General features: G+C 42.5%; 12 protein-coding genes and 1 pseudogene. 5 read left to right on the forward strand and 8 right to left on the reverse strand.

The window, feature by feature from the left end:
• Both A3G19_RS11105 and A3G19_RS11110 read right to left on the reverse strand, forming a co-directional pair.
• Positions 1 to 265: pseudogene (locus tag A3G19_RS11105) on the reverse strand (TonB-dependent receptor); the annotation flags it as partial.
• Between the two features lie 162 nt (positions 266 to 427).
• The gene (locus tag A3G19_RS11110) at positions 428 to 1441 is read right to left on the reverse strand and encodes an agmatine deiminase family protein (RefSeq protein WP_294872875.1); all 1014 of its coding nucleotides are present in this window, start codon (positions 1439 to 1441) and stop codon (positions 428 to 430) included.
• 27 nt (positions 1442 to 1468) lie between these two features.
• On the opposite strand from A3G19_RS11110, the gene A3G19_RS11115 reads away from it, so the two are divergent.
• On the forward strand, positions 1469 to 2485 hold the full coding sequence (locus tag A3G19_RS11115) for an alanine racemase (RefSeq protein ID WP_294872878.1): 1017 nt from the start codon (positions 1469 to 1471) through the stop codon (positions 2483 to 2485).
• A gap of 101 nt (positions 2486 to 2586) precedes the next feature.
• Here the strand turns inward: A3G19_RS11115 and A3G19_RS11120 are convergent, their stop codons facing one another.
• From A3G19_RS11120 to ribA, 5 genes are all read right to left on the reverse strand, one after another.
• Complete coding sequence (locus A3G19_RS11120; protein ID WP_294872881.1) at positions 2587 to 2979, reverse strand: hypothetical protein; 393 nt, start codon at positions 2977 to 2979, stop codon at positions 2587 to 2589.
• A gap of 2 nt (positions 2980 to 2981) precedes the next feature.
• On the reverse strand, positions 2982 to 3188 hold the full coding sequence (locus A3G19_RS11125; protein ID WP_294872883.1) for a PP0621 family protein: 207 nt from the start codon (positions 3186 to 3188) through the stop codon (positions 2982 to 2984).
• Positions 3189 to 3190: 2 nt separating this feature from the next.
• Entirely contained in the window at positions 3191 to 3769 is a 579-nt protein-coding gene (gene rsmG, locus A3G19_RS11130) for a 16S rRNA (guanine(527)-N(7))-methyltransferase RsmG (RefSeq protein ID WP_294872886.1), read from the reverse strand.
• A 63-nt stretch (positions 3770 to 3832) separates the two neighbouring features.
• Positions 3833 to 5995: a response regulator gene (locus A3G19_RS11135; RefSeq protein ID WP_294872889.1), complete on the reverse strand. Its 2163-nt coding sequence runs from the start codon at positions 5993 to 5995 to the stop codon at positions 3833 to 3835.
• A 67-nt stretch (positions 5996 to 6062) separates the two neighbouring features.
• Positions 6063 to 6650 (reverse strand): GTP cyclohydrolase II, encoded by a 588-nt coding sequence (ribA, locus tag A3G19_RS11140; RefSeq protein ID WP_294872892.1) that lies wholly within the window; start codon positions 6648 to 6650, stop codon positions 6063 to 6065.
• Between the two features lie 74 nt (positions 6651 to 6724).
• Between ribA and hemB the strand changes: the two genes are divergently transcribed.
• The 3 genes from hemB (at position 6725) to A3G19_RS11155 (ending at position 9942) form a co-directional block, all read left to right on the forward strand.
• Positions 6725 to 7690, forward strand: coding sequence for a porphobilinogen synthase (gene hemB, locus A3G19_RS11145; protein ID WP_294872894.1), 966 nt, complete (start codon positions 6725 to 6727; stop codon positions 7688 to 7690).
• 132 nt (positions 7691 to 7822) lie between these two features.
• Complete coding sequence (gene argF / locus A3G19_RS11150; protein ID WP_294872896.1) at positions 7823 to 8743, forward strand: ornithine carbamoyltransferase; 921 nt, start codon at positions 7823 to 7825, stop codon at positions 8741 to 8743.
• A gap of 8 nt (positions 8744 to 8751) precedes the next feature.
• Positions 8752 to 9942: a multiheme c-type cytochrome gene (locus tag A3G19_RS11155; protein ID WP_294872899.1), complete on the forward strand. Its 1191-nt coding sequence runs from the start codon at positions 8752 to 8754 to the stop codon at positions 9940 to 9942.
• A 92-nt stretch (positions 9943 to 10034) separates the two neighbouring features.
• Here the strand turns inward: A3G19_RS11155 and A3G19_RS11160 are convergent, their stop codons facing one another.
• On the reverse strand, positions 10035 to 10238 hold the full coding sequence (locus A3G19_RS11160) for a hypothetical protein (protein WP_294872902.1): 204 nt from the start codon (positions 10236 to 10238) through the stop codon (positions 10035 to 10037).
• Between the two features lie 322 nt (positions 10239 to 10560).
• Here A3G19_RS11160 and A3G19_RS11165 point away from each other — a divergent pair.
• Positions 10561 to 12016, forward strand: a 1456-nt coding sequence (locus A3G19_RS11165; protein WP_294872905.1) for a DEAD/DEAH box helicase, incomplete at its 3' end; no start/stop codon positions are given.

Raw genomic sequence — 12016 nt, forward strand, 5'->3', positions numbered from 1 at the left:
TGACGTTAAGATTGTCTTTTTTAAATCCGCGTAAAACAATGTCATTACCGATAGAGGTTGTTCGAACATGGGTAATTTCAGGGAGTGAGCCTGAGAGCATTTCACCCAAATCCGATTGGCGAGAAAACTTGACAATTTCGTCTGCATTGATAGCTTTTGTATCACCTTTAGGTGCAGAAGCTTCTACGGTAATTTTTTGAATCGTGATAGGTTCTGAGGCAAGGGCAGCAACAGCCGCCAACGAGAGGAGCGCAATATTCTTCATACTTATAATCCTTAAGTAAATATGAAGAATTGTAAGGAAGAAGTGTTACATTAGTGTTAAGTTGTTATACTTTTAGCTATGAAACTGAATATCAAACAAATTATTTTAACCTTGCTCTTATTAGCTGCTTCGGGCTATCTTCTGTATAGTGGGTTCTCTTTGTTATTCCACCCGTAATCCTATATCTTCAGGGAACTGCATCGTAACGCAGTGAAGTGAGCCGTGTTGACGGATAAGGACGGAACAGTCGATAGGGATAATGTCGCGTCCGTGAAACGCTTTTTTGCAAATAGCGATTGCTTCATTATCGTGCGGATCGTTGTAAACCGGCAATAAAACGGCATCATTGATGATCAAGAAGTTGGCGTACGTAGCCGGAAGCCGTTCATCATCGTAAAAGGTAGGATTGCACATCGGTAAGGCGATGAGGTTAAACGGTTCACCATCGATATCACGAAGTGCTTTTAGCTCCTCTTCCATCTTTTTTAAAGCATCATAATGTTCATCCGTTTTATCGTCACATTTGATGTACATGATCGTATCGGTATCGATAAAACGGGCAAGGGTATCGATATGGCTGTCCGTGTCATCACCCGCCAGATATCCGTGATTAAGCCATAAAATCTGCTCTACCCCGAACTGTTTTTTGAGCTCTTTTTCCATCCCTTTTTTATCTAAATGAGGATTACGATTCGGGTTCAGGAGACATTCGGCCGTCGTAAGAAGCGAACCGTTAGCATTGGTTTCAACTCCTCCCCCTTCCAAAATGAGATCGATTGTTTGCATCGGTGCGCTATAGACATCCGCGATCGCTTTACTCATCGCATTATCACGAGCCGCATCAAATTTTCCGCCCCATCCGGTAAAGGTGAAATCGAGTAATAGGGCTTCATCTTCATCCTCATCGATGACGCTCAGAACACTGCAATCGCGTGCCCAGGTATCGTCACTTTGGTACGAGATGAAAATCAAATTTTCATGGGATTGAAAGTAGGTTTTAACGAAATCGACATCATCACACACGATAAGACAGGGTTGATAGCGTGCTACCGCATTGGCGATGTTGACAAAACACTGACGTGCTTCTTCGAGATAAGGTGCCCAATCGCTCTGAGGATGGGGGAAAATGAGCTGTACAAAACTTTGAGGTTCAAATTCGGCTGGGAAATATCGCATTAATTTACCTTACAATATAATATCAATATGGGAACAATAAAACTTAGCCGTGAGGCGTTTATTCATAATCTTGACATTATCGCACACCAAATCGGTGGAAAAGATAAAATCGCAGTGGTTTTAAAAGATAACGCCTACGGTCACGGCGCTGTCATGATTGCAAAAGCCGCATCGCAGTATGGGGTAAAGCAAGCGGTGGTACGCTTGGAACGTGAAGCGGAAGAGATCGCGGAATTTTTCGACAACATCCTCATTTTAGGGGATAAGCCTACGAAAGTACATCCTACTTTTAGTTACGTTATCAATTCGATTGAAGCGATTGATACGTTTGCTGCGGGGAGCCGTGTAGAGTTGAAAATCGATACGGGAATGCACCGTAACGGTATTGCCATAGGTGAACTTGAAGAGGCATTTAGAGCAATGAGCGAAAAAGGACTGGTATGTATCGGTGTTATGAGCCATTTACGGGCTTCCGATACACTCAGCAGCGAGTGGTTTTGGCAGAGCCGAAATTTCAATGAGGCAAAGAGCAAATCATTGGAATTAGCCAAACAATATGGATGGGAACTTCGATGCCATCTCTCCAATTCCGGGGGGACGTTTCGCTCATCCGTATGCACAGAGGATATGGTACGTGTCGGGATTGCCCTATATGGATGTTTGGAGATGGAGCGAACTCTCCCCCAGCCTGCTTTAAAACCGGTTCTTTCGTTGTGGGGGGATCGAGTAGCGACACGTATTCTCAAAAAAGGGGAGCGGGTTGGGTACAACGGTATCTATGAAGCGTGTGCAGATGAGGTGGTATCGACGTATGATTTGGGGTACGCGAACGGTCTTGACCGTCTCGCATCCAACCGCTATATTACCCCTGAGGGTATTGCGTTACGCGGACGAATTTCGATGGATAACGCCGCATTTGCGAGTGATAAAGACGTCTTGATGATTTTTGATGATGCCAACCATTATGCCCGCTCAGTCGGTACTATCGGCTACGAAATTTTGGCCTGTCTCGATAAAGATTTAAAACGGGAATGGATTGATTAAATAACGTTCGCCCTGAGCTCAAGGAAACATCGCTTCGCGAGCGGTACCCTTGTTTTGTCGAAGGGTAGGTTCATGGTTCGACAGGCTCACCACGAATGAATCTACGAAGTAATCTTAATAAGATTATCTGAAAATATAGCTCCATCCAGCCGCATATCGATTAAATCTTCTAACTCTTTTGTCTCTTCAAGGTATCCTAAGATTTTGGCATCAAAGAGATAATGTTCCGCCACTTTTTGGATTGCTTCAGCGTGTCTGGGAAGAACGATGAGGTAAGAAGCCCCTAAGTTCTCAGCAATGACCGCATCCGTTGTTGTTTCGATATGAAGGGCGAAACGGATATTGTTTTGATGAAGATGTTCTATGATGTCCAAATTCTCAGGGGTAAAAAAGAGACTGAGGATTGAGTTCGGGGGAGTATGCCGTATTGCTTCGATAGCATCGATATGGTAGAACGACTTGGAGGGTATGTAAGGGTGACCGAATAAGAGCATGGTTATCCTTCCAAACATTCGCGGCAGCAGTAGTATTTGCCATCACGCATCAGTGTTTCTTTTACCTGTACATAGGTCCCACATTTGGCACACGGTATCATTGCCTCTTCTTGTGCGTTGTCAGAAGTAGGTGGCTTGAGAGCTTTTTTCTTGAAAAAGAGAAAATAAACTCCAACAATGACGCCGATCAATAATAAAAGTTTTAGCATGGTTATCTCTTTATAAGCAGATAGTGACGGTTTTCTGCTTCAATAATGGTGTAATCGAGTGATTTATCAATTTCATCATACACTTTTTCCCCTTTGTAAAAGAGCAAAAGGGTCCCTTCTGTACAAAAAGGTTTTGAGAGTTTGAGGAGCATACCCGTATCGGTAACGGCGCGTGAGGTGATGAGATCGTAGGGCTCACTTTCCAGTTGTTCTACTCTGAGCGGTTTGACATCAACATTATCCAATTCTAAATCCGCTTTTACAAATTGTAAAAAGCTGGCACGTTTGCTGAGCGGTTCAACGAGGGTAAAATGAGTTTGCGGCATGGCGATTGCCAAAATCATCCCGGGGAATCCTGCACCGGTTCCAATGTCCATCGCTTTTTTAAGAGGTGGTAGAAAGGTGAGCGGTGTGATTGCATCGACAATAAACTCATCGATTTGATGAAGTGTTTTTGCACCCGTTAAATTATGAACTTTATTCCATTTTTCAAGAAGCGTTTTGTAGTGTTCAACTTTCTCGAAAAAATCTTCGGGAACGGTTATATTACGGGCATTGATTAACGTTTTTAAGGGTTTCAAAGAGGCTGTCCATCTGATTTAATGTTTGGTGATCTAAACGTAAAACCCCATTTTACCCAAAGTTTAAGCGATATGAAGTGTCGAGACGGTGCTTTTCATCGGGTGATTATGGGATTTTTCAAATGCATAATAGAGTGTGGTGTAAAAAGTATTGATGTCAATCGGTTTTGCGATATGACCGTTCATCCCTGCATTACTGATATTTTGAATATCGCTCTCCAAGGTATTTCCGGTAACGGCAATAATTGGAATCATATCTTTATCAGAATTTTGTCGAATAATCTTAGATGCTTCAAATCCATCCATAATCGGCATCTGAATATCCATTAGAATAACACTAATATTGGCGTTGTCATGAACAATGTCGACCGCTTGCTGTCCGGTTTCTGCGGTAACGATCACAATATTCGTTCCCGCGAGCAAGCCTGCTATGATAGAGCGGTTAATTTCATTGTCTTCAGCCAATAAAAGGGTTTCACCGCCGAATTTTTTGAGGCTCTCTTTGAGTTTTTTGGTATTATTTTGGTGTTTTCCGCTTTGGTCCATATAACCGTAGATGGAGAGAATTGTATTGAAAATATCGAGTTGATTATATGGTTTCGAGAGGATAAAGCCCCCCCGTTTTTTGAGATCTTCACCCATCCAGACTAATTTTAAGTGATCGTCTTTGATTTGGTTTTGGAGTTCTCGCTTAAACTCTCCGCATAAGGAGATCTTCGTATCAATAAAAACAATATCGAAACGGTATTTTTGGAAGAGGGCAACGGCATCGAGTGAATCAACCACAGTTTTCACCTCATAATGAAAATATTCCAACCCCCGCTGTAAAACCGCTGCATTGTCTTCATTTTCATCTAAGATTAAAGCATTTTTGGACATTAAATCGGTTGTTGGAAGACGGTAGTGCCGTTTTTCAAAATCAAAATCTGAATGAAGTTTGATATCAAATGAGAAAGTACTTCCTTCATTAAGGAGACTGTGGACGTGGATCGTCCCTCCCATCAGTGAAACCAAGTTTTTACAAATAGCAAGTCCTAAACCGGTTCCGCCATATTTTCGCGCAATGGAATCGTCGGCTTGGGAATACGATTGGAAGAGGCGAGCGATTTGTTCTTGATCCATGCCGATACCGGTATCGATGATCTCGAAGTGAATTTTGAGGTTCAAACGGCTGATTTGCTGTCCACGGGCTCGGAGAATTACACTCCCTTTATCCGTAAATTTAACCGCATTATTGAGTAAATTAACGAGTACCTGCAAGAGGCGCAGCGGATCGCCGATTAATTTGTTCGGAACACTTCGATCGATATCAAAAATCAGTTCGATCTGTTTCTCATTGGCTTTATGGGAGACAATATTGGAAATATCATCTAAAAGAGCATTAAGATCATAGGGTATCTGCTCAATCGTTATTTTGCCTGCTTCGATTTTTGAGTGGTCTAAAATATCGTTGATGAGATTCAAAAGCAAAGAGGCAGAATCTTTGATTTTTGAAATTTGTGAGCGCTGGGTAACGGTGAGTCTGGATTCAAGAACGAGATGACTCATCCCCATAACGGCATTAATAGGGGCACGTATCTCATGACTCATCATCGCGATAAAATCATTTTTCGCTTGGATGGAGTCTTGAATCTGCTCTTTTTCTTTAAAAAGTGTATTGTATTGTTGTGTGAGTGTTTTATAACTTTTTTCACGCCAAACTATATAGAAGAGTGCAGCGAGCAAACCGATTATTAAACTCCATGTCACAGAGAAGAGAGAGTTTTCTTCATTAGACATAGGTACCTGTGAGGAAGCATCTGGAATGGCTGATGTTTTTACCGTAGGAGTTGCTACTGTAGTTGTTGATTTGTCTTCGGGTATCTGTTGTTGAGGCAGAGTTTTTTGGTGTATTGCTAAAAGATACTGAATATCATCGGCAACTCCTTGAGATACAAATGCTTTTGGATGGTTAGAACGGATAGTATGAACGAAAGTTTCCGCATCTTGCCGAGAAGCAAACGGTTCTGCCGCGATAATGTAACGCCCTCCTGATTTACGAAAATGGAGGAGAAAATTTTTATCATGAGAGTATTGAGAGACGATTGATGAGGGGTTTGCGAGGTAGCTTTCATAGGCTTTGCGAGCTTCCCCTTTCGTCGGATGCTCTTCTATGATCGCCTTATAGTGGTCACTCAGGGCAAAAAGGGGGAAAAAAAGGATGAAAAGTAAAATAAGTAACCGCATATTTCCTCAATTTTTTATTATAGTAATAGATTCTAACTTAAAAAAGTAGGATAAATATTGAATAGTGCTAAATGATGTGTCCCATCTGCTCTTTTTTAACTTTTAAATACCCTTCATTGTGGGGGTTTGGATCGATAATAACAGGAACCCGTTCGGTAATTTCGACGTTTAGCCCCTCCACCACGTTGACTTTGGCTGGGTTGTTGGTCAGAAGACGAATTTTTGTAAGATTAAAATCGTTGAATATCTCTTTGACCACATCATAGGTACGTTGATCCGGTGCAAAACCAAGCTCGATATTGGCCTCAATCGTATTGCGTCCCTGATCCTGAAGGCAGTAGGCGTTGATTTTATTGAGAAGGCCGATATTGCGTCCCTCTTGACGATGATAAATGATCAAGCCCCCTTGTTCAGCGATCAATTTTAGTGCTTTGTGTAACTGATTGTTACAGTCGCATTTGATGCTTCCTAACGTATCCCCGGTCAGACATTCGGAATGGATACGAACTAACGGGGATTCCTGTTCTTCGAAATGTTCGGTAAAGATGGCTAAATGTTCTTGTATCCCCTCTTTATAGACACGGATTTTAAAATGCCCGTATTTGCTGGGGAGATTGGCGATTGCAGATTTTTCGAAATGTATTTGTGTATTCATCTGGCAATTATAATTTTCTATTCTTAATCTAACACTTGCTACACTTGCTTTCAATATTTATATCGGAGTCATTTATGGAGCGTTTTCGCCGCACCCGTCTTAATTCACATCTTCGTTCATTGGTTCGTGAAACCCATGTCGGTGTGAATGATTTTATTTATCCGCTCTTCGTTAGACCGGGAGAAGGGATCAAAAACGAAGTTGCTTCAATGCCTGGCGTTTATCAGATGAGTCTGGATGAAATACTCAAAGAGTGTGAACTTCTTCAGTCCCTCGGAATTTATTCGATTATTCTTTTCGGTATCCCTGAAGTAAAAGATTCGGTGGGATCGGATGCCCTGTGCGATCACGGTATTATTGCGACAGCTATTCGAGCCATCAAACGCTCTTATCCTAAAATGTTCGTGGTAACGGATCTGTGTTTTTGCGAGTATACCGATCACGGTCACTGCGGAATACTGGATCACGTTCATGAGACGGTGGATAATGATTTGACCCTTGGAATTTCGGCGCAGCAGGCACTGGTGCATGCACGTGCAGGGGCTGATATGATCGCACCTTCGGGTATGATGGACGGGATCATTACGACGCTTCGGGATGCTCTTGATGGGGGTGGATATGTGAATCTGCCGATTATGAGCTATTCGACAAAATTTGCGAGCGGTTATTACGGGCCGTTTCGGGATGTGGCCGAATCAGTTCCGAGTTTCGGTGATCGCTCTACCTATCAGATGGATCCGGCCAATCGTCGTGAAGCAATCCGTGAAAGTCTCGTTGATGAAGCGCAGGGTGCCGATATCCTGATGGTAAAACCGGCGTTGGCGTATTTGGACATTATCCGCGATATCCGTGAAGCGTCTCAATTACCCCTTGCGGTGTATAACGTGAGCGGCGAATACGCGATGCTCAAACATGCAGGACGCGCGGGGTTGATCGATTATAACCGTGTGATGATGGAGACGATGGTAGGATTTAAACGTGCCGGTGCCGATATTATCATCAGCTACCATGCTAAAGAAGTGGCACAACTTCTATCTTGATTTGAACGCCAACGGAGAATTCCTACCTTTGGATACACTGGCCGTTATGGCACTGAAGCTTGCCTCAGCTGAGGCAGAATTGTTAATGAATTTTTTTTATGATATGATTGTTTTTTGTATCGAAGGATAGACGTGAGACATTTTTTGACCCTAAAAGATTACTCAAAAGAGGAAATTCTTGAAATTTTGGAGTTGGGCCTTCAAATTAAACAGGAAGTAAAAGCAAAAGTCTTTACTCCCCATCTTGCTAATCAGACATTGGCGATGATTTTTGAAAAAAGTTCTACCCGTACCCGTGTCAGTTTTGAGGTAGGGATGTATCAACTTGGCGGGCATGCACTGTTCCTTTCCAATCGTGATATCCATTTGGGTCGCGGGGAACCGGTCAAAGATACCGCGCGGGTTATCTCTTCGATGTGTGATATGGTGATGATCCGTACCTACGAGCAATCAATGCTTGAAGAGTTTTCCCGAAATTCCAAAGTCCCCGTTATTAATGGCCTCAGCGACAGTTATCATCCGGTTCAGCTTTTGGCTGATTATATGACAATGATGGAGTGCGGCAAAGATAAAAATCCGATCGTAGCCTATGTCGGTGACGGTAATAATATGACCCATTCATGGTTAATGCTAGCAAGCAAGCTTGGATTTGAACTTCGTATCGCGACCCCAAAAGGGTACGAATGTGATCCTGCGGTTATCGCCGATGCTCTTTTGCTCAGTGAGCAAAGCGGTGCTAAAATCATGGTCACTAATGATCCCAAAGAGGCGGTCAAGGGAGCTACGGTTGTAACCACAGATACGTGGATTTCGATGGGGCAAGAAGAGGAAAAAGCACAGCGGATACGGGCTTTTGAAGGTTACATCGTAGACGAAGCCCTCATGAGCCTAGCTACCGAAGAAGCAATATTCTTGCATTGTCTTCCGGCCTATCGCGGTGTTGAAGTGAGCGAAGCCGTATTAGAAGGGGCTCAAAGTTTGATTTTCGAAGAGGCAGAAAATCGTCTGCATGCACAAAAAGGGTTAATGGTTTGGTTAAATAAACATCGTTAGGAGAGAGTATGCGTTCATTATGGCTGTTGGCTGTGTTAAGTTTGAGTCTCTATGCTGCGGAAGTGGTAAAAGTTGGTGATAAGTTTAAAGATTCGGGTAAATGTAAAGCCTGTCATAGCCATATTGTAAAGCAGTGGGAAGACTCTTGGCACTCAAAATCCCATTACGATAACGATGAATACTTCCGAAAAACGATTGATTATGTTGCTCGAAAGAATAACCGAAAGTCGCTGAACAGCATTAAAATTGAGTGTGCTGTTTGTCACAATCCTCGCATTTCGGTTACTTCAACGTCTGCTGAATACGAAGCGATTGCCGCTTTGAATCTCGATAAAGATACGGCTACAGCCAAAGCACTGAAAAGCGATACGATTTCTGAGGGCATTAACTGTGTGGTCTGCCATAATATTGACCAAATTCACGATAATCTTCCGGATTCAAAGCGGGGAATTCATCGGGTAACATGGATGAAAAGTGGGACTATGAGCGGCCCTTATGATGATGCTAAATCCCCTTATCATAAAGTTGAGCCAAGAGATTTTATGGATAATAATCCTAATCAGCTCTGTTTTGTGTGTCATGCCAACGACTCCTCAGAAGAGGGGCACCGCTTTACCAATATGCAAGCAGAATTTGCTAATGGTGGGCGAGCGTGTGTTGATTGTCATATGGGGCCTCGAAAAGATGGTGTTGCAGCAACATTGAGAGATGTAAACGGAAAAGTAAGAAAACGTCTCATTCGTGAGCATGGTTTCGAAGGTGCCCATACCGAGCAAATGTGGCAGGGTGCGTTAAAAGTGGATGCTCGTAAATCAGGGGCAAATTTAGCGGTTACATTGACCAATCCTCAACCGCATGCGTTGCCAAGCGGATTTGGCTCACGTGAAATCGTGATTGATGCTCAATATTACAGCGGCACTAAAGTGCTTAAATCAGAAAGTTTGTCGTTGACGTCGCATTATCTAACCAAACGGGGCAAGCCGACAATCCCTCATTTGGCGGATAAAACGGTTCAAAATATCTCAATTCCAGCCCTTGGTTCTAAAACATTTACGGTACCTATGACAGTGGGTGCGGATCAAGTGGTTGTGGTGGTTTCGTATCGTTTGGTGAATGATGAAGTACGTGAAATATTAGATCTGAAAGATCCGATTTGGTCGAAGAAAATGGTGATTAAAAAATTGATTCTAAAACTGTAAAATAGAAAATTTCTGCCCGATTAGGGCAAGCTTTAGTGCCATAGCGGCTAGCGTAGCCAAAGGGATTTTATTCCTTTGGCGTTCAAAATAAATTAGACCATCTCTACTTTGATGATGAGGTCATTTCCCTCTTCGACAATTGAAAAATTGTGTTTTTGACAAAAAGTTTCATTCATCTCTTCTGCCCATTCTTTTGCTTCAACCATCGCATCGTCTTTGTTTTCGAACGTTTTAACACTCTCCATACCGCTTCGTTTGAAACAGCCGCACTCTTTTTCCATTTTTACATTGAACATGATGACTCCTGATTTTAAGTATACATTTTCGGAAGTATAGTTTTAAAAGATTAAAAAAATCAGACAAAATAGAAACGTTTTGAAACTAAAGGTTATCTTTATCTTTTGTTAACGTATTACTATCAGCGTATTTTATAAAATATTCAGCTATCATTCCATTTGAATTTTGGGTACCTTCTAAAGAGATTGACGAATCTTTTTCTAAGGTGCCCTCGCGGATGAGAATCCAACTTATCCTCATTAAAATTTCTCTCCCCCATGAGTGGGCAAGCGTAACTGGTCGGAAATAGGTTTTCCGATGGCGTATATACAAAGGTAAATTATGAACGTAATAGAAGAAGCAATCACAGACGAAAACTTGGTAACATTTGAATCTTTTGGTCTTAGAAAAGAGATCATGCAAAGTATCAATTATGCCGGTTTCAAAACTCCAAGTCCGATTCAACAAATGGTTATTCCTGTTATTATGGAAGGGCGTGACGTCGTAGGACAAGCTCATACCGGTACAGGTAAAACAGCGGCATTCGGTCTTCCTGCATTGAATAAAATGCATTTAAAAGGGGGAATTGAAGCCCTTATCATCACTCCGACACGCGAACTTGCGAACCAAGTCGGTGATGAAATTTTCAAATACGGTAAACACTTGGGTGTTCGTACCGTAACAATTTACGGCGGAAGTTCGTATAACCGTCAAATGGATCTCATCGAGCGCGGCGCACAAGTTATCATCGCTACTCCGGGACGATTACTTGATATGTTGAGCCGTAATATGCTCAAAGGCTTTACCCCTTCAACCGTTATTTTGGATGAAGCAGACGAAATGCTCGATATGGGCTTTTTGGATGATATTAATGAGATTTTCACCTACTTGCCGACTGAGCGTCAAACATTGCTCTTCTCAGCAACGATGCCTGCTCCGATCAAACAATTGGCTGAGCGTATTTTGGTAAATCCATTTTTTGCATCAATCACCAAATCTGAGACAACGAACACGGATATTACGCAACAATATTATGTTATTGAAGAATCAGAACGTGATGATGCGATTATCCGTCTTATGGACTCAGAAGATGCGAAAAAAACCGTTGTATTCTGCCGAACCAAAAAAGAGGTTGATCGTCTCTCTAATGTCCTTTCAGCTGCAGGCTATATGGCAAAAGGACTACATGGTGACATGGAGCAGCGTCAACGTGAAAGTGTTATCAAAGGGCTTAAAACCGATGCCGTTGATGTATTGATCGCGACAGACGTTGCGGCGCGCGGATTGCACATCGATGACGTTACTCACGTTTTCAACTACCATATCCCATTCGATCCTGAGAGTTATGTTCATCGTATCGGACGTACAGGACGTGCGGGTAAAAAAGGGGTTGCAATTACCCTTGTTACTCCAATGGAGTTTAAAGAACTTCAACGTATCCGTGCTAAAGTCGGTACCACAATGGAACACGCGTATATTCCAAGTAAATTGGATGTTAAAGAGGCGCAAGTTACCCGTTTGGTTCGTGAAATTGAAAAACAACATGTCTATGATGAAGCGCATAAAGTGCTTGATTTGTTGAAACAAGATTACGATCAAGAACAAATTGCCTATAAATTGATCTCTGTATTGATGGAACGCAATACCGTTGCAGGACCGAATAACATCGGTATCGCAGCTGAGCGTTTGGAAAAAATTCTAAGCAACCTATCAAATCGTGGTGATCGTGGCGGACAACGCAGCGGCGGGTTTAACCGCAACCGTAATGGCGGAAACCGAAGCGGCGGAGGCGGATATC

The sequence above is a fragment of the Sulfuricurvum sp. RIFCSPLOWO2_12_FULL_43_24 genome, assembly GCF_001829605.1.
Classification (GTDB): Bacteria; Campylobacterota; Campylobacteria; order Campylobacterales; family Sulfurimonadaceae; genus Sulfuricurvum.